Here is an 18203-nt window from a genome sequence, read left to right as displayed (position 1 = left end):
GGAAGGGTGGGCGTCGAGCGCCGTTTCCCGTTTCCCTTCCGCCCAGGAGTCGATGGTGAAGAAGCTCGTCAACGCGCCGCGCGCAGTGGTCCAGGAGATGCTGGAAGGGTTCGTGGCGCTCGCTCCGGGGCAGGCGTTGCTGGAGGGGGAGACGGTGGTGGTGCGCGCGGACGTGCCGGCGGCACTGGGGGCGCGGAAGGTGGCGGTGCTGTCGGGCGGCGGCAGCGGGCACGAGCCGGCGCACGCGGGCTACGTGGGGACGGGGATGCTGCACGCGGCGGTGGCGGGGGACGTGTTCACGTCACCCAGCACGGACGCGGTGCTGGCGGCGATCCGCGCGGTGGCGGGGACGGCGGGGGCGCTGCTCATCGTGAAGAACTACACGGGGGATCGGCTCAACTTCGGGCTCGCGGCGGAGCTGGCGCGGGCGGAGGGGATCCCCACGGAAGTGGTGGTGGTGGCGGACGACGTGGCTCTGCGGGACACGGTGGCGCCCGAGCGTCGCCGGGGCATCGCGGGCGTGGTGCTGGTGCACAAGATAGCGGGGGCCGCCGCGGCGGCGGGAGCGTCGCTGGCGGAGGTGGCGCGCGAGGCGACGGAGGCTGCCGCGATGCTGGGCAGCATGGGCGTGGCGCTGGGGCCGTGCACGGTGCCGGCGGCGGGCCGGCCGGGCTTCACGCTGGGGGAGGGAGAGGTGGAGCTGGGGCTGGGCATCCACGGCGAGCAGGGCGTGCGCCGCGTGGCGATGCAGCTGGCGGACGCGCTGGTGGACACGTTGCTGTCGGCCATCGTGGAGGACCGGAAGGTGGGCCGGGGCGACCGTGTGGCGTTGATGGTCAACGGGCTGGGAGGCACGCCGCCCATGGAGCTGGCCATCGTGATGCGCCGGGCGCTGGCGTTCCTGGGTGAGCGGGGCGTGAAGGTGGAGCGCGCATGGCAGGGCACGTTCCTGTCGGCGCTGGAGATGCCGGGGTGTTCGCTGACGTTGTTGAAGGTGGATGACGCGCGGCTCGCGAGGCTGGACGCGCCCACGGAGGCGCCGGCGTGGCCGGGGCGTGGGCAGGTGGTGCTGGACCGGAAGGTGGTGGCGACGCGCGAGGCGCTGCCGACGGTGGAAGGCCATCCGAAGCCCCAGCCCGTGATGGCGCGGGTGCGCGAGGCAGCGCTGGCGGTGGCGGACGCCTGGGACGCGGCCGAGGCGCGGCTGACGGAGCTGGACAGCCAGGCAGGAGACGGCGACCTGGGCCTGAGCCTGGCACGAGGCGCGGCGGCGATCCGTGCGTTGCCGGAGCGGGCATGGGCCATGCCGTCCGGTGCGTTGACGGAGCTGGGGCAGGCGCTGCGCCGGAACATCGGAGGCAGCTCCGGGCCGTTCTACGCGACGGCGTTGCTGCGGGCAGCGCGCTACCTGGCGAGCAAGCCGGTGGACGCGGCGGCCTGGGCGAAGGCGTTCGAGGTGGGAGTGGAAGCGGTGTCGGAGCTGGGCGGGGCGCGGCCGGGAGACCGGACGATGGTGGACGCGCTGCACCCGGCGGCGGTGGCGCTCACGCGTGCCGTTCGCGAGGGACGGTCACTGGCGGAGGGATGGACGGAGGCGACGCGAGCGGCGGAGCAGGGCGCCGAAGCGACCGCGAGCATGTCGCCGCGCCTGGGCCGGGCCAGCTACCTGGGAGATCGCGCGAAAGGGATTCCGGACGCGGGCGCGGTGGCGGTCGTCATCTGGATGAAGGCGCTGAGCGGGCTTCGGGGCTGAAGCGGTCAGGCTTCGTCGTCAGGCAGGAGCGTGAGGAGCAGCTCGTCGTCGGGACCTAGCGGGCGCCAGCCGGTGGGAGGTGGCTGAGCGCGAAGGGTCTCCATGACCTGATCCGCACGGTCCTGATACGCATCAGGGATGTAGACGGACCACGAACCGAGGGCCTTGGCGATTTGGAAGCGAGTCACGTCGTCCACGACAGCCGGCCAGCCGTTGGGGAGACTCTGTGACAGCAGGCGCGCCAGTACATCCCGCACGAAACGTGTGACCTGTCTGCGCTGCTCCGCCTCAGCGAATAGTTCGTTCAGGATCTGAACGCCTGCGATGTCGTCCTTTCCCAGCTCCTCCGCCAGGTCCACCAGCGAAGCGGTAGGACGCGCATCGGCGAACGCGGTGATGGAAGCGTAGCCACGCTCGCGGACCCGCTCGTGGAGACGCACAATCCAGTTGCCGATCCATGCGCGTCCATCAGCCACCGAGGATCATGCCTCGTCGTCGGGGAGGAGTGTGAGAAGCAACGTGTCGTCGGGACTGAGTGGACGCCAGCCGGACGGTGGTGGTGACGCAAGGAGGGCATCACGGACCCGCCTGACGCGTGCCTCATGTGTCTGCGGCGTGTAGCTACACCACCGTGCGAGTGCATGGCCAATCGTGAACCGAGTGTCGTCGGTCATTGTCGCCGGCCAGCCCGCTGGGAAATCCTCTGACAGCTCGCGCACCAGTTGGCTACGAACCAGTCTGGTGAGGCGCTTGCTTCGCTCGGCTTCTGCTACCAGGCCGGTGAACACCTGGACTCCGGCAATGTCGTCCTTGCCCAACTCCTCGGCCAGCTGCACCAGTGAGGCTGTAGGGCGCGCATCCGCGAAGGCTGTGAGGGAGTCGTAGCCGCGTTCACGGACGCGCGCATACAGGCGGCTCTTCCAATCTCCTTGCCACGAACGCCCGTCGGTCATCGCTTCCTTCCAGGACTGAAAGCCATCGGGATGTCGAAGCGCCGCATTTCCACCGCGACGATCTTCAGGATCTCATCTCGCGTCAACAAGCGGCCTGTGTTGGCTTCGCCGTCTCGGAGGAGATTCATGACGTGCCGGTTCCACTCCCTGGGCCATGTGCGGCCCAGGCGCCAGTCGCCGCCGCCGTGAATGGCTTCGTGGTGGGACTGCTCCAGCCGGACGCAGAACTGGTCGATGTCCATCTCGCCCTTGAAGCCGCGCTTCTCGAACCACTCGCGGTGTTCCTGCGGGAGGACGTGGTGCTTCGGTGCGCTGGACATCCCGGCTCCGGCCCTGCCGGTCTCGTGCATGGCGCGAACCTCGGGGCTGTCTCCCAGTGCCTCGCGCACGCCTTTGGGCAGGTCCTGCTTCTCCTGCGCCATCAGCACCTGACCTGCATGGATGCGGACCGCCGCGCTGACAACGGGGGCGGAGAGAACTCCGGCCTGGACGAGCCGGCGCATCTGCTCCACCCACTCGGCGCTGACGACGATGCGGGTGCCCATCATCAGGCCTCCTGAGCCCATCACGAGGCTTGTGCCCAGGGTTACGGGCGCGGCGGGTGGTGGTCTGGGCAGCGTCGCCTTCAGCGTCGAAACCAGTGTGACCATCTCCAGGAACTGGGCTGCTGCGACGACCCTTCCACCGCGCTCCATCGCGATGCGCGCCCCCTCCTGGATGGATTGGAACTCGCGCGTGAGGTGACCCATCAGTTGAGGCATCGCGATGGCCGCGGCCTCCACCTCGTCCGGGTCCAGTGAGGCGAACGCCGTCATGGCGGGCTCCACTCGCTTCTGCACGCGGTCCAGGTCCACGAACAGCCGCTCGGCTCCGTAGAATGGGCACTCCTGCCGGATGACCTCCGCGAGCCGCAAGAAGTCGAGCCATGTCGCCAGAAGCATCGCGCCGGACGTTGCGGCCTGAAGACGCGTCCCCGTGAGCCGGAGGATTCCCAGCTGCATGTCGGGATCCCCTACTGTTCCTGATGCTTCGGCGAGTGACGTGGCTCGCGTGAGTGCACCCCGCAGCCATGGCACCTGGATGGAGCCGTAGTCGGTGTTCCGCGTGAAGACGCCGTCAGAGCCCCCGAGGCCCTTCGGGTTCTCCGCGAGCCTGGGGAACTCACGGACCATGCCCTCCACCGAGCCCTTCACTTCCCCAAGCGCCGCGATGATCGCCCGGTAGGTCGGAGCGGCATTCGCAGGAGGCACAGCCCGGCTCCCGGACCTTGGGGCCGCGGGTCGCCGACGCTCCTGGGTTTCCTCCGGCGTGTACGCCGCCCCCTGACGGAAGACCCCTGGGCCGCTCCGACGGGATTGCGGCTCGACACCTGCGCAACCCGAGAGCAGCAACAGCATGCACAGCGCCACGACGCCTTCGTGCATCAGCCTCTCCCAGCGGGCCCCGCAGCTACCCGGGAAGCCGTACGTCCGGGAGCGTTGCGAGCGGCGCATGACGCGTGGGCCTTCGCGCGGGGAGCACGTCGATGAGCGACTGCGCTTCCGCCCAGCTCACGCTTGGCAGGATCACGTGTGAACCTGCTACGTCGATTCGCACGTGCGCGACTCCGTAGCCTCGCTCCAGAGGGCCTTGTCTCGCTCGGGCGGACTGGATGCGGGAGCGCTGCACCACCGTCGTTCGCCGGCGCCAGAAACCCTGGCGCACCACCACCAACGCTTCCGTCACGAGCCATCCCTGGAAGCGCCAGTCGAACCACGCTCCGAATAGCTGCGCTGGCAACAGGAGCCATGCCACCGCTCCCCACGCTCCCCAGAACCAGGTCGCGGGTGCGGCCACCAGTACGCTCAGGCCCACCGCTCGGATCCGTGCTCGCAGGAGCGCCTTAGGATGCGCTCCTTGGAAGGACATGGCGTCGGGCAGCTCCGGGACGAAGTCCTTCAACAGCTCCGGCATTCGCGCCGTGGGCACCACCGGCACCAGCAACTCCGCGCGGTCCTCGGACTGCCTGCCCGTGCGAACGCCTGCCGTCTCCACCTCCACCGAACCGAAGCCCAATGCCCGGCGCAGGAGCGGTTCATCCAGCACCACCTGCTGGATTCGCGCCCGCCGCACCGTCACCTGGCGGCGCGTGATGAGCCCGCCCACCGCTCGCAGGTGCGTGCCCGTGTCCACCAGCCGGAAGCCGTGGAACTGCAACACCGCTCGCGCCCCACTCACCAGCCACAGGCCGAACAGGCCCGCGATCGCCGCCACCGTCGCGGACAGCCACACCATGCCCGGTGCCGCCAGCGCCTCCCAATGGGCTTCCATCCATGGCAGCAACAGCTTGTGGAACGTCTCGGCGATTTCATGCATCGCGCCCATCGCCACCGCGAGCACGCCGAGGCCCAGGGCGGTCGCGCCGTAGAGCAGCAGACCTCCCAGGCGGGCCTCGGAGAGCACTCGCTCCTCGGGCGCGGCGTCGCCGGGCAGGAGCACCGCTGCTCCTTCGCGACGCACGGCCTGAAGCGCGTGGATCAGCGCCTGCGCGTCCTCCGGCGTCAGCCCGCGCAGGTGGCCGTCCGCCTTGCCTCCGGAGGCCGTCTCCACCTTCACCTCCACCAGCCCGAGCAACTTCGACACGAAGGGCTGCAACACCTCCGTGTTCTGCACTCGCGCGGCTTCGATGAAGCGCGACGTGCGCGTGAAGATGCCGGAGCGGATCTCCAGCTGGGCGCCCACCACGCGGTAGCTCGTCGTGGCCACCTCGTAGAGTCCGGCGGCGAGCATCAGCACCGCCACGCTCGCCACGATGACCAGGAGGATGATGGGCAGGCCCTGCTCGCGCGCGAAGAACGTGGGCAGGAGCGCGCCCAGGAAGATGCGCCCGATCATCCCGGACAGAGGAAGCAGCGCCGCGAGCGGGGCCTTCGGGCTCAACTTCTTCCAGGGGACCTCCTCCGGGGAGGCCAGCGCCACCGGCTCAGACGACATCGTCGGCCTCGCGCCGCACCAACCGCTCGCGCAGGGCATCCGCTGTCTCGCGCGCCAGGCCCGGAATCTCTCCGTCCGCGCCACTGCCCGCCGCCGTGTAGATCTGCAGGCGCGCGAGCCCCAGCGACCTTTCGATGGGCCCCTGGTGCACGTCCACGTGCTGGATGCGCCCCGCTGGGATGGACACCACCTCTTGCAGGAGCACTCCGTGGGAGATGACCAGATCGTGATCGCGCAAGGCCCAACCCCAGCGCTCGTGCGCGCGCTGCGGATACCACGCCGTCAACACGCTCAGCCCCAGCACCACCGCGCACGGCAGCAGGAACGGCCAGCGCTCGTTGCCCGCGAAGCTCAACCCCAGCGCCACGGCGAAGGTGATTGCCCCGTAGATGCCCATGCGCAGGAGCGCACGGATGCGGAACAACGTGAGCGCTCCGCGAGGAAGGCGTTCCAGCGTCGGCAGAGGGGCGGTCATGGGATGTCCTCCGGGGAATCCCGAATCTACCTCATTCGTCCATTCCGCTGGATCCCTGCCCTGAAGATGCTGCTACAGGCGCTGACACAGGCCGAACGCGGCCCGCTGCGGATCCTCGCAGGGGGCGACGCGGGATCCGCCCGGCATGACATGCGGGCCACCAGCCACGAGCCCTCCGCCGGCTTCGACCGCCGCGAGGGCCCGGTCCAGGTCGTCGACGGCGAAGTAGAAGAGCCAGTGCGGATGGATGTGCGGGAGGCGCGCGGTGCTGCAAGCCGCGCCCACGCTCCGCGCGTCCTCGCGCCAGGTGAACTGCTGATACGTCCCGACTTCGGGGGACAGCTGAAGCGTTTCGGTGGGGCGCCAGCCGAACAAGCCACTGTAGAGCGCGAAGGCGCGTTCCTGGTCGAGGGTGTGCAGCTCATGCCACGCCAGCTCCGCGTGCGTCTCGCGCCCCATTCGTGACGTCAGCGCGACCACGGCGCCGAACGGATCCCGCAGCACGGTGGACAGGATGCCTTCCGCGGACCTGCGAGGCGGTCCCAGCCGCTCGGCGCCCTGTGCGATGAAGCGCTGCACGGCGGGCTCCAGGTCGGGAACGTCGAGGTGGCCCAGCCAGTGACTGGGCGCGCCCCGGGCCGCCGCGGCTTCCGGCAGGACGGTGATCTCCCCCACGGCAGGTGTTCCCAGCACGCTCGAATAGAAGCGCCGCGCGTCGTCGGGCCGGGAGGTCCTGAGCTCGTACCAGCAGAAGCCGTTCGTCATCTCGGAGTCCGAGCTTAGCCGTGCTGGTGGCCCGTGGGTGGGGTGGGCGGCGGCGCCCCCACGTCGATGCCGTCCCGGCGCAGTTCGTCCGCGTTGGCGAGCTGCGCCTGCGTGCCCGGCGGCGGGGTGTACCAGCCCGGGTCTCCTTCTCCGTCCAGGCGGTCGCGGACCTTGAGGATCGTGAACATGCCTCCCATGGTGATCTCGTCGTAGGGGCCCTTGCCGCCCACCATGGGGATGGAGTTCGCGGGCATGGGCATGTGGTGCATGCCCGCCATGTCTCCCATCCCGGTCTGCCCCATCGTCATGTAGCCGGGCAGCAGGGGCCGCACCTTCGCGTCCAGGCCGCCGGGTTTCACGCCAACCATGTTCGGCAGGTCGTGGCCCATCTGGTTCATCACGTGGTGGGTCATGTGGCAGTGCATCGCCCAGTCGCCAGGCTCGTCCGCGACGAACTCGATGGTGCGCGTGCTTCCCGTGGGCACCAGCACCGTCGTCTCCGGCCACTGCGCGCTCTCCGCGATGCGGCCTCCGTCCGTCTCCGTGATGCGGAACTGGAAGCCGTGCAGGTGGATGGGGTGGTGGTCCATCGCGCTCAGGTTGCCGAAGCGGATCCGCACCCGCTCGCCCTTGCGCACGACGAGCGGCTCCGTGCCCGGGAACGCCTTCGCGTTCATCGTCAGCACGTTGAAGTCCGTCATCTCGTTCGGGTCCGGACGCCGCGTGCCCGGGTCGATGCGCCACTCATGCAGCATGATGGCGAAGTCCCGGTCCACGCGCGGCCCCACCGGCTTGCGCGGGTGGATGATGAACAGGCCCACCATGCCCAGCGCCATCTGCGTCATCTCGTCGTGGTGCGAGTGGTACATCCCCGTCCCCGACTGACGCACCGTGAACTCGTAGCGGTACGTCTCTCCCGGCGCGATGGCCTTCTGGTTCAGCCCACCCACGCCGTCCATGCCGCTGGGCAGGAGGATGCCGTGCCAGTGCACCGTCGTGGACGCGGGCAGCCGGTTCGTGACGTAGAAGCGCACGCGGTCTCCCTCCACCACCTCGATGGTGGGCCCGTGCACATGGCCGTTGTAGCCCCAGCACATGGCCTTGAGGCCGGGCGCGAACTCGTGCTCCACCTCCTCGGCCACCATGTGGAACACCTTCACGCCGTCCACGACCTTCCACGGCAGCTTCGCGCCGTTGGGCACGACGACAGGACGGTAGTCGCGGCCTTCCTTTCCGGGGGGCAGGTGCGACTGCCGCGCGACCTTGCCGCCCGTGTCCGCCGCCGAGCCTTCACGCGGGCCGTGCGCGCCGGGCACGCTGGACTGCGCCTGGGCGGCGCGGCCGTGCATCAGCAGGGCGCCTGTCGCCAGCGTGGCACCGGTGCGCGCGAGCAGGCCGCGGCGGCTGAGCGAGGTGAGGGTTTCGGGGGCCTCGGACCGCGTGTCCTCGGAGGGGCCCTGGGTTTCGTCAGTGGGCTTCATGGTGCTCATGGGTGGGCTCGGGGGAAGGGGGAGTGGCGGGCGTGGGCGCGGAGGCCCCGGGCAGGCGTCCGCCCACCAGGCGCTCCAGGTCGGCGCGCGCCATCCAGTAATCGCGGACCGTCTCCAGGTAGGCCCTCCAGGCCTCCACCTGTTCGCGTCGTGCGATGAGGAGCGCGGGGAGGCCGATCTGCATGGCGTTGTACTGGCGCTGCGACTCCTCGAGGATGGTGCTCCGCAGCGGGAGCACGACCTTCTGGTAGCGCTCCGCCATGTTCCGCAGCGTCATCAGCTTCGCCCTCGTGGCGCGCACCTCCGAGCGGGCGTTGACCGCCAGCTCCGTCAGCCGGTCCTCGCCCTGGCGGTGCTGCGCCTCCAGCTTCGCGATGAGCCCCTGACGCTGATCAAAGATGGGCAGCTCCAGCGACAGCGTGGGCCCCAGCAGGCGCGGCCCGTTCGCGTCGCGGTGCGTGTGCACGCCCACGTCCACGCGGCCGAAGAAGCGCGTGCTGCGCGCCAGCTCCAGCGCGTTCCACAACAGCGACACCTGCTTGCGGGCCGCGTCGATGTCCAGCCGCTGCTTCATGGCCAGCGTCTCCAGGTGCTCCAGCGACGCCTCGGTGGCGGGGACCTCGGGCAGCTTCTGCGCCAGCGTCCATTGGATCCTTGGGCCGAACAGGCCCATCAGGCGGTTGAGGTGTTCGCGCGCTTCGAACAGCGCCAGCTCGTCCTGGGACAGCTCCAGTCGCGCCTGCTCCAGCGCGGCCTGCTCGGTGGCCAGGGCCAGCACCGTGACGTTGCCCGCGGCGCGTTGCCGTTGGGACAGGTCCGCCGCCGCGTCCGCGGCCTGGAAGACCTCGCGGCGCAGCGCCACCAGTTGCTGCAGGGCCTGCACCTCCGTGAACGTCTGGCGCACCTCCGCCGTCGTGGCCAGGGCCTCGTGCGCGACGCGCAGGGTGTCCGCCAGGAACTGCTCCTTCGCCACGCGCTTGCGCAGGGGCAGCGTGAACAGGTCCACGAAGTTCTGCACGATGGAGAACTCGTGCTCGATGCCGCCGTCCGAGGACAGCGGGAAGCCGATGCTCCCGTCGAAGGATGGATTGGTGAGCAGCCCGGCCTGCACCATGTCCGCCTGCGACACGCCCAGCTCCTCGTACGTCCCCTGGAGCGCGGGGTTGTTGAGCAGCGCCACCTCCACCGCGTGATCCGACGTGAGGTCGCCGGCCAGCAGGGCGTCCAGGTGCTGCTGAACCCGGGCGTCCTCGGGGGTGCCCTGGTTCCAGCGCGTCTTCAAGCCTGTCCGCTCCTCCACGAGTGCCGCCACCTCCAGGTGACCGCGCTCCTTCTGGATGGAGGCGCAGCCACCGAGCAGCAGAACTGCGGGGAGCCAGGGGAGTTTCCAGTGCACACGAGACCTCGAAAATGGACGTGCCCGTACGGCAGCCAGGACACCGGCGCCTGTCGAGCAAGGGCCGGGCCATGGCGTCAGGTAGTGCAAGCCCCCGGAATGACGGCGTCCGGAGGCGCACGCTCTCATCGGCGTTGGGGGTGGGGTGTGACCGTCGACGTCACACTGTGATGCGCGGCGCGGTGTCCAGGCCCGGTGACTCGAGCCGGCCCACGCCCGGGATGAAGCGGCCCACGCGCGCCGCGTAGCGCTGATAGGCGCCACCGTGCAGGCGCAGCAGGTGGTCCTCCTCCAGCCGCACCTGGAGCGACACCAGCAGCAGGTAGTCGAGCCAGCCCATCACCGTCCAGGCGCTCGGCGTCGCGAGCGTGATGCCCGTCACCACGACGAGCATCCCGCTGAAGATGGGGTTGCGCACGACGCCGAAGAGGCCGCCCGTCACCAGCTCCGTCCGTTCGGAGTCGATGCCGATGCGCCACGACGCGCCCATCTCCACCTGGGCCCGCACCGTGACGGCGAACCCGACGGCGACCAGGGCCCAGCCGCTCCACCGGAGCGCATCCGGCACGTGCCACACGCCCAGCGCCGGCTCGCCGAAGGCCAGGTGCGCCGCGCTCCACAGCACGATGGCCCCCATGAACAGCCCCATGCCCACGCCGATGACGCGCTGGAGCGGCGGCCCCGAACGGTGCAGCACCAGCGCCGGGCGGCCCGTGCGGCGGCGCAGGCGCACCGACGGCAGCACCATGGCGAAGAGGAGGAAGGCGAGGGTGGCGGCGGGCAGGGCCGGCCGGGTGAAGGTGGTGACGTCCATGATGGGAACCTCCAGCTGCGTTCCCCCACGCTGACGCCCGGCCCCGCGCGCTCTTACACCTGCATTTTCAAGCGGGCGCGCAGGCGCAGTCCACGCAGCCCTGCGCGCAGCAGTGGCCGCACAGCTCCACCAGCTGCCGGCCCAGGGCCTGCCGCGCGCGGTGCAGCCGCACGGCGGCGTTGTTGGCGGAGATGCCCGCCTCCTTCGCGTACGCGGCCACGGACAGCCCCTCCAGGTCCACGCGGCGCACGGCCTCCGCGTACTCGGGCTTGAGCGTCCCCGCGAGCCCCGCCACGCAGCCGCACACCGTCGCCTCCAACCCGGAGGCGTCGTCCGTGGACAGCGGCTGTTCCTGGGCCAGCGACTCCAGCGCCGTGACTTCACGCTGGCCCCGGCGATGGCGGTCCACCAGCGCGTTGCGCAGGAGCCGGTAGAACCAGGCCACCGCGCTCTGGTCCTCGCGCAGGGACTCTCCGTGCTCCATGCCCTTCACGAACGCGGCCTGGAGCACCTCGCGCGCCGCCTCCTGGCTCCCCACGCGTGGAGTGAGGAACGCCAGGAACGCGTGGTGATGGCGCAGCAGCGTGTCGAGCGCCTCCGGGGACAGGCTCATGCCGCGGCCTTCCGGGCCGCCCTGCGCGCGGCGATGCGCTCCTGGAAGCCGTGCACCAGCGCGTAGAACGTGGGCAGGGCCAGCAGCGTGAACAGGGTGGACGTGACGAGCCCGCCCACCATCACCACCGCCAGCGGCCGCTCGATCTCCGTCCCGTGCAGCGGCAGCACCAGCAGCGGCAGCAGGCCAAGGATGGCCGTGCCCGCGGTCATCAGCTTGGGCCGCACGCGGCCGAGGCTCGCCTCGCGCACGGCCTCCGCGAAGGGCTTGCCCCGGCCCATCAGGTCCTTCGTCTGCGCCACGAGCACCAGGCCGTTCTGCACCGCGATGCCGAACAGACCGATGAGTCCCACCAGGCTGGACACGTTCCACGTCTCTCCCGCGAGCAGCAGCGCGAGGATGCCGCCCACGAACGCGTCCGGCAAGGTGGCCAGGATGACCAGCGCCTCCGCCACCGAGTCCAGCGCGAGGTAGAGCAGGACGAACACCGCGAGCAGCGCCACGGCGATGGCCGCCGTCAGCGCCTGCGCCGCGCGCTCCTGGCTCTCCACCTTGCCGCCCACGTCCACGAAGTAGCCCGTGGGCAGCTTGAGCTGCGTGGCCAGCACCTCCCGCACCTCCGCCGCGGTGCTCCCCAGGTCGCGGCCGGACACGCCCGCCTCCACCGCGATGCGCCGGCTGCCCGCCTCGCGGCGCACGCTCCCCGCGCCGGAGGTCTCCTCGATGGTGGCCAACTGGCTCAGGGGGATGCGCGTGCCGTCGTGCCCGTCCACCAGTAGGTTGCGCAGGGCGTTCACGTCGCCCCGGCGGTGATCCGCCAGCCGGAGCACCAGGTCATAGCGGCGCTGCCCGCGCCAGATCTGCGCGGCCTCCTCGCCCACGAGCCCCACACGGACAGCACGGATGACGTCCCCGGGCGTCAGTCCCACGCGGGCCACGGCCGCGCGGTTCACCGCGATGCGCAGCTGCGGCAGGCCGCTCAGCCGCTCCACGCGCAGGTCCTCCACGCCGTCCACCTTCGCCATCAGCGCGCGTGTGCGCTCCGCGAGCTCCGCCAGCGTGTCCAGGTCCGGCCCGAAGACGCGCACGGAGAGATCCGCGGGGCTGCCTCCCAGCCCTTCGTCGATGCGCATGCCCAGCGGCGTGGTGAAGAGCACCGACACGCCGGGCACCTTCTCCACCGCCTCGCGCATCCGCGACTCCAGCGCCTCGCGGCCGCCAGGGGAGTCCTTCTTGAGGACCACCAGCACGTCCGACAGCGTGTGGGGCATGGGGTCCTCGGTGCGCTCGGCGCGGCCGGTGCGGCGCACCACGTCCTCCACCTCGGGGAACTCGCGCAGCACGTCCTCCACGCGGTGGTTGAGGCGGTCCACCTCGTCCAGCGACGTCTCCGACGGCAGCACGGTCTGGAGCAGGAACGCACCTTCGTCCAGCCGGGGCATGAAGTCGCTGCCCACCATGAAGGCCAGGCCCAGCGCGGGCACGGTGATGGCCAGCGCCACCACGCGCACCCGCCCCGCGTGACGCATGCACGTCTCCAAGAGCGGCGCGTACGCGGCCTTCACCTTGCGGATGAGCCACACGTCCTCCGGCGTGCCCTCGCGCGGCGCGCGCAGCAGGAGCCCCGACACCACCGGTACCAGCGTGAGCGCCAGCGCCAGCGACGCGGCCAGGCACGCCACCACCGCCGCCGCGAGCGGCTGGTACATGCGGCCCTCGATGCCCGTCATCGCGAACAGCGGGATGAACACCGCGACGACGATGAGCGTGGCGAAGGCGATGGGACGGCCCACCTCCGTCGCCGCCGCCAGCGCCTCGTCGCGCACCGAGCGGCGGCCCTTGCCCTCGCGCAGGTCGTGGATGACGTTCTCCACGACGATGATGGCCGCGTCCACCAGCAGGCCCACCGCGATGGCCAGTCCGCCCAGCGTCATCGTGTTCAACCCGATGCCCGCCGCCTTGAGCAGCAGTCCCGCCAGGGCCAGAGACAGGGGCAGGGTGAGCGTGACGATGAGCGCCGCGCGCCAGTCCCCGAGCAGCAGGAAGAGCACGCCCACCACCAGGAACGCGCCCAGCAGGATGGCCCGGCCCACGCCGCCCAGCGCGGAGCCCACCAGCTCCGACTGGTCATAGACGATGCGCAGCTTCACACCCGGCGGCAGCGAGCGGCTCAGCTCTTCAATCGCCGCGCGCACGCCCTCCGCCACCCGCACGGTGTCCGCGCCGAACTGCTTGCTCACGCGGCAGCTCACCACCTCGCCCTGGAGCCGGTGCGCCATGCCCCGTCGCGGCGCGGGCGCTTCACGCACGTCCGCCACGTCCCCCAGCAGCACCGGCGTGCCGTCCCGCAGCGCGACCACGGTGTTGTTCAGGTCCTCCACCGTCTCCGCACGGCCCACCGCGCGCACGGCCCACTCCATGGGGCCCTGCGTGACGAAGCCTCCGGACGCGTTGACGCTGGCGCCCTCCAGGCCGTGCTGGACCTCGTCCAGCGTGATGCCTCGCGCCACCAGTTGATCCGGATCCAGCAGCACCTGGAACTGGCGCAGGTAGCCGCCCAGCCGCTCCACGCCCGCGACGCCGGGCACCGCGAGCAGCCGGTTCTTGATGTCGAACTCCGCCAGGTCGCGCAGCGACATCAGGTCCGAGCTGCCGGGGTCCGCCTCCAGCGTGAACTCGAAGACCTCGTTGAGCCGGCCGGTGAGGCTGGACACGAGCGGCGGATCCGTCCCGGGCGGCAGCTCCCGCTCCGCCTGCGCCACGTGCTCCACGACGTACTGGCGGCTGCGGAAGTAGTCCGCGTCCGGTTCGAACTCCACCGTCACCTGCGTCACGCCCAGCTGCGACGTGGAGCGGATGCGGCGCACCTGGGGCAGGCCCGCGAGCGCCACCTCCATGGGGATGGCCACCGCCGTCTCCAGCTCCTCGGCGCCCATGGCCGCGTTCTGCACGATGACGTTGAAGATGGGCGCGGACAGGTCCGGGAACACGTCCTGGCGCAGGTTGCGCAGCGCCACCGCGCCGAAGGCCGCCAGCGCCAGGACGATGAGCACCGTCAGCCCGGGCCGGGTGAAGGACGCGCGGAGGATGCGCCCCGGCAGCGTCGTGCGTGGATCAGTGGCCATGTTCGTCGCCTCCGCCCTCGGACTTCTCCACCTCGGCCTTGAGCAGGAACGCGCCCTCCACCACGACCTCGTCACCCACGACGAGCCCGGAGAGGACCTCCACCTGCGTGCCCAGGCTGCGGCCCCGGCCCACCTCGCGCTGCTCGAAGACGCCGGCCTCCGCCGTGGGCAGGAACACCACCCAGCCGTTCGCCAGCCGCTGGAGCGCCGCCGCCGGCACCGCCGTGAGCGTGGCGCCCGGCTCTCCCAGCGGGATGGAAGCGGACGCGGACATGCCCGGCCGCAGGAGTCCCTTGCCGTTGTCCAGCTCCAGGCGCACAGGGATGGTCCGGCTGCGCGGATCCACCCGCTGCCCCACGTGACCCACCTTCGCGGCGAACTCCTGGCCCGGGAACGCGGCGAAGGTGACGCGCGCCTCCGCGCCGGGCTTCAGGCGCACGGCGTCCCGCTCGAACGCGTGGACGACGAGCCACAGCGACGACAGGTCGCCGATGTGGAAGAGCGGCTGGGAGGGATCCGCCATCTGTCCCAGCCGCGCGGTGCGCTCCACGACGGTGCCGTCGATGGGCGCCTTGAGCACGAAGCCGGACGTGCCATCGCCTCCGGCATTGCCCGCGCCCAGGGCCGTCAGCGCGGCCTTCGCGGCGGCGACCTCCGCCTCCGCCGCCGCGGCGTCCGCCTCCGCGGCCTGCACGTCCTTGCGCGCGACGATGCGCTCCTCGGCCAGCGTGCGCTTGCGGTCCGCGGTCTGGCGGGCGGCGGTGGCGCGGGCCTGCGTGGCCTGGAGGTCCGCGCGGGCCCGGCCCAGCTCCGGACTCTGGAGCTCCGCCAGCCGCTGGCCCTGCTTCACCGCCTGGCCCGTCGTCACGGCGACGGAGCCCACGCGCGCGGAGACGGGCGAGGACACCTCCGCGTAGGCGTCCTCGCTGAAGGTCAGCTCGCCCAGCGCGGTGACGCTCTCTCCGCCCGGACGCGCCTCCACCTTCGCGGTGGTGACGCGCAGGTCGCGGAGCATCTCCTGCGGGACGTGCACGTGGATGACGTCGCCGGACTCGACGTGGAGTTTCTCCGGGGACGCCTCTTCGTTCCCGTGTCCGTGTTCGTCTTCATGCTCCGCCTTGGAGGACTTGCAGGCGGTGAGGCCCACGAGGACGGCGAGCAGCAGCAGGGTGGGCTTCATGGCAGGACTCCGGTTTCCACTTCGAGCTGCACACGGGCAAGCGCCACGCGCAGGAGACCGTCGAGCCACGCGGCCCGCGCCTCCAGCGTGTCGCGACGGATGAGGAGGAACGCGGCGAGGTCCATCTCGCCGGCGTCGTAGGAGCGCTGCGCCAGCGCTTCGTTGTCGTCCAGCAGCGGCAGGATCTCTTCCAATGCGCCCAGGGCATCACGGCTCGCGCGGTAGCGGTCCGTCGCGGCCTGGACCTGCGCGGGCACGACGATGCGCGCGGCGCGGAGCTCGCCTTCCGCGCGGCGGGCGTCCGCTTCCCCCACGAGGCGCGCTTCCTGCCCACGGGCGAAGAGGGGCAGGGGCACGCTGAGCGTCCCCAGGAACACCGTCTCGTCCGCCTCCTTCTGGTAGCGAGCGCCCAGCGTCACGTCCGGCAGCACCTGCCGCCGGCCCAGCGTCGCGGCGGCCCGTGCCCGAGCCTGTTCCTGCTCCAGGGCCACCAGGTCCGCGCGCGCTCCCGCGCCCTCCGGCGCCGTGCGTGGAGCCGCCCGCGCGAGGCCGCGCAGATCATCCTCGTAGGTGACGGGGCTGCCCGCGCGGTAGCCCAGCCGTCCCTCCAGCTCCGCTTGCAGCGCGGAGACCTCGCCCTGCGCGACCTGGACCTCCGCGCGGGCGCGGGCATGCGCCACCTTCGCCACGTTGACGTCCACCGCCGGTACGTCACCGGCCTCGTAGCGCCGCTCCGTGGCCTGGACCGTGCGCGCCGTCGCCTCCGCCGACGCGCTCACCAGCTTCAGGTGCTCCCGGGCCTCCAGCAGGCGCAGGTAGGCGGCGGCGACGTCCCCCAGCACCAGGCGCTCCGCGTCGCGCAGGCGGGCCTCCTCCATGGAGAGGCCGGCGCGCGCGGCCTCCCTTCGCAGCCCCTGCTTGCCTCCGAGTTCGAAGGGCTGCGCCAGCCCCACCGCGACGTCCAGCCCGGAGTCCCCATTGGCCAGCCGGCGTGGCCCGACCTGGAAGTCGAGCTGGGGGTTCTCACGCAGCAGCGGCGCGGCGCTCGCCAGGGGGCCCTGCGCGGCCTTCACGCGCGCTCGGGCCTCCACCAGCGCCGGGGCGTGCTGGCGTGCCAGGACGAAGGCGTCCTGGAGGGTGATGCGGGATGGATCCGCGCCACCTGGACGCGGACAGAGCAGGGCGGCGGCCAGCCCGAGGGCGGCCGTCGCGGAACGGATGGACACGGAGGAAGACCTCTTCGGAAAAGGCGGGCCGCGCGCACCCATGCACCTGGACGAGCAGCCAGGGCACACCGGTGGCGGGGCGCGTGCGAACGACGGCGGACGCGGGCCTAGACGAGAGGAGCTATGGGGGGATGCAGGATGTCATCCGCGTCGGCGGACGACGGCTCGGTGTCATCGAGCGGGATGGGGGGCTCCCGGAACGCGGAGTCCACCAGGCCCGGCAGCGGCGACGCGACGGCCAGGGGCCTCACGTGCGAGCAGCAGGCGCAGTCCACGCAGGTGGGAGCGCACTGGCCCTGCGCGTCGTCATCCGCGCAGCCGGTGAGGCACGTCTCCGCCTGCCGCGCCGGCCCGAGGGCATGCGCGATTCCGCCCCCCACGGGAGCGAGCAGCATCAGGCAGATGAAGAGCCAGAGTCGGAGCACCGGGGCGGTCTTCTAGCACGCCCCGGCGGAAGTCAACACACCCCGAGAGCAGGGCGAGCGGCGCGAGGAGCGCTGCTCAGCCGCCAATGCCCTTGCGCAGCCGGGACCAGTCGAAGTTGGACGCCGGGTCGTCCTTGCGGCCCTTGGGCACGGCCACGTCCTTGTGTCCGACGATGTTGTTCGCGGGCACCTTGTACTCCTGCTTCAGGTAGCCCACGAGCTGCGTCAGCGCCTTGTACTGCGCGTCGGTGAAGGCCGTCTTGCCGCTGCCGTCGTTGACGATCTCGATGCCGATGGAGCGCGCGTTCACGTCCGTGGGCTTGCCGTGCAGCTCCGAGTTGCCCGCGTGCCAGGCGCGCTTCGAGTCACCCACCAGCTGGTAGATCTTCCCGTCGCGGTCCAGCATGTAGTGCGCGGACACCTTGCTGTCCGGGTTGCGCATCCACGCCATGTCCGCGGAGCCCTTGTTGGACCCGGTGTGGTGCAACACGATGGTGTCGATGTCCGCGCCGTTGCGCGAGTCGCTGTTGGGCGAGGGCGCGCTGATGACCGCGGGCTTGGTGAACTTCCCGGGCTGCGTGGGCGGAGGCGTCGTCGCCTTCGCGAGCGCCTTCTTCAGCGCCGCCGCCGTCTGCTCCCCGTAGTAGCCGGTGGTGGGCACCTTGTGGTCGCCCTGGAACTTCTTCACCGCCGCCTCGGTGGCGGGCCCGAAGCTGCCCGTGCCCGTGTTCATCTGCGCCTGCGTCAGGTAGCCCAGCTTCACCAGGCCCTGCTGCAGCTGCTTCACCTTGGCTCCCGAGTCGCCCTTGCCCAGGCCGGCGGGCGGCGCCGTGAGGGCGGTGGACGCGGCCGCCACGCGCGGGGCGACGGCGTTGGCGCTGGGGGCCTTGCCGGTGCTCACGGGCGCGGCGGTGGAGGCGCGGGGGGCCGTGGTGCGAACAGTCATAGCGAAAAATCCCAGGAATAGTGGATAGCTGTTGCTCTCGCGATTATCGGCCCGGGGCTCCCGGAGTTG

The 18203-nt window shown here is 71.2% G+C and carries 16 protein-coding genes; 1 reads left to right on the top strand and 15 read right to left on the bottom strand.

The window, feature by feature from the left end; translation table 11 throughout:
* Nucleotides 1-55 precede the first annotated feature (55 nt).
* Nucleotides 56-1753, top strand: coding sequence for a dihydroxyacetone kinase family protein (locus tag JYK02_RS09905; protein ID WP_207050689.1), 1698 nt, complete (start codon nucleotides 56-58; stop codon nucleotides 1751-1753).
* 5 nt (nucleotides 1754-1758) lie between these two features.
* Here JYK02_RS09905 and JYK02_RS09900 read toward each other — a convergent pair whose 3' ends face one another.
* From JYK02_RS09900 to JYK02_RS09830, 15 genes are all read right to left on the bottom strand, one after another.
* Nucleotides 1759-2229, bottom strand: a complete 471-nt coding sequence (locus JYK02_RS09900) for an NUDIX hydrolase (protein WP_207050658.1) — start codon at nucleotides 2227-2229, stop codon at nucleotides 1759-1761.
* 6 nt (nucleotides 2230-2235) lie between these two features.
* On the bottom strand, nucleotides 2236-2706 hold the full coding sequence (locus JYK02_RS09895) for an NUDIX hydrolase (protein WP_207050657.1): 471 nt from the start codon (nucleotides 2704-2706) through the stop codon (nucleotides 2236-2238).
* Entirely contained in the window at nucleotides 2703-3707 is a 1005-nt protein-coding gene (locus JYK02_RS09890; RefSeq protein WP_347402461.1) for a DUF2380 domain-containing protein, read from the bottom strand. Before JYK02_RS09890 ends, JYK02_RS09895 begins: the two co-directional genes overlap by 4 nt.
* 448 nt (nucleotides 3708-4155) lie before the next feature.
* The gene (locus JYK02_RS09885; RefSeq protein WP_207050655.1) at nucleotides 4156-5679 is read right to left on the bottom strand and encodes a PH domain-containing protein; all 1524 of its coding nucleotides are present in this window, start codon (nucleotides 5677-5679) and stop codon (nucleotides 4156-4158) included.
* On the bottom strand, nucleotides 5669-6154 hold the full coding sequence (locus JYK02_RS09880; RefSeq protein ID WP_207050654.1) for a PH domain-containing protein: 486 nt from the start codon (nucleotides 6152-6154) through the stop codon (nucleotides 5669-5671). The genes JYK02_RS09885 and JYK02_RS09880 overlap by 11 nt, the downstream gene beginning before the upstream one ends.
* 72 nt (nucleotides 6155-6226) lie before the next feature.
* The gene (locus tag JYK02_RS09875; RefSeq protein WP_207050653.1) at nucleotides 6227-6919 is read right to left on the bottom strand and encodes a VOC family protein; all 693 of its coding nucleotides are present in this window, start codon (nucleotides 6917-6919) and stop codon (nucleotides 6227-6229) included.
* A gap of 14 nt (nucleotides 6920-6933) precedes the next feature.
* Complete coding sequence (locus JYK02_RS09870) at nucleotides 6934-8409, bottom strand: multicopper oxidase family protein (RefSeq protein WP_207050652.1); 1476 nt, start codon at nucleotides 8407-8409, stop codon at nucleotides 6934-6936.
* Nucleotides 8387-9691: a TolC family protein gene (locus JYK02_RS09865; protein ID WP_242588613.1), complete on the bottom strand. Its 1305-nt coding sequence runs from the start codon at nucleotides 9689-9691 to the stop codon at nucleotides 8387-8389. The genes JYK02_RS09870 and JYK02_RS09865 overlap by 23 nt, the downstream gene beginning before the upstream one ends.
* Nucleotides 9692-9965: 274 nt before the next feature.
* Nucleotides 9966-10619: a methyltransferase family protein gene (locus JYK02_RS09860; RefSeq protein ID WP_207050651.1), complete on the bottom strand. Its 654-nt coding sequence runs from the start codon at nucleotides 10617-10619 to the stop codon at nucleotides 9966-9968.
* A gap of 67 nt (nucleotides 10620-10686) precedes the next feature.
* On the bottom strand, nucleotides 10687-11232 hold the full coding sequence (locus tag JYK02_RS09855; RefSeq protein ID WP_207050650.1) for an RNA polymerase sigma factor: 546 nt from the start codon (nucleotides 11230-11232) through the stop codon (nucleotides 10687-10689).
* On the bottom strand, nucleotides 11229-14357 hold the full coding sequence (locus JYK02_RS09850; protein ID WP_207050649.1) for an efflux RND transporter permease subunit: 3129 nt from the start codon (nucleotides 14355-14357) through the stop codon (nucleotides 11229-11231). The genes JYK02_RS09855 and JYK02_RS09850 overlap by 4 nt, the downstream gene beginning before the upstream one ends.
* The gene (locus JYK02_RS09845; RefSeq protein WP_207050648.1) at nucleotides 14347-15537 is read right to left on the bottom strand and encodes an efflux RND transporter periplasmic adaptor subunit; all 1191 of its coding nucleotides are present in this window, start codon (nucleotides 15535-15537) and stop codon (nucleotides 14347-14349) included. The genes JYK02_RS09850 and JYK02_RS09845 overlap by 11 nt, the downstream gene beginning before the upstream one ends.
* Nucleotides 15534-16763, bottom strand: a complete 1230-nt coding sequence (locus JYK02_RS09840) for a TolC family protein (RefSeq protein ID WP_347402460.1) — start codon at nucleotides 16761-16763, stop codon at nucleotides 15534-15536. Before JYK02_RS09840 ends, JYK02_RS09845 begins: the two co-directional genes overlap by 4 nt.
* 107 nt (nucleotides 16764-16870) lie before the next feature.
* On the bottom strand, nucleotides 16871-17188 hold the full coding sequence (locus JYK02_RS09835) for a hypothetical protein (RefSeq protein ID WP_207050646.1): 318 nt from the start codon (nucleotides 17186-17188) through the stop codon (nucleotides 16871-16873).
* 76 nt (nucleotides 17189-17264) lie between these two features.
* Nucleotides 17265-18134: a peptidoglycan recognition protein family protein gene (locus tag JYK02_RS09830; protein WP_207050645.1), complete on the bottom strand. Its 870-nt coding sequence runs from the start codon at nucleotides 18132-18134 to the stop codon at nucleotides 17265-17267.
* Nucleotides 18135-18203: the final 69 nt, after the last annotated feature.

The organism is Corallococcus macrosporus (assembly GCF_017302985.1).
In the GTDB taxonomy this organism is placed as follows: Bacteria; Myxococcota; Myxococcia; order Myxococcales; family Myxococcaceae; genus Corallococcus; species Corallococcus macrosporus_A.
This window is presented reverse-complemented; position numbering and strand designations above follow the sequence as displayed.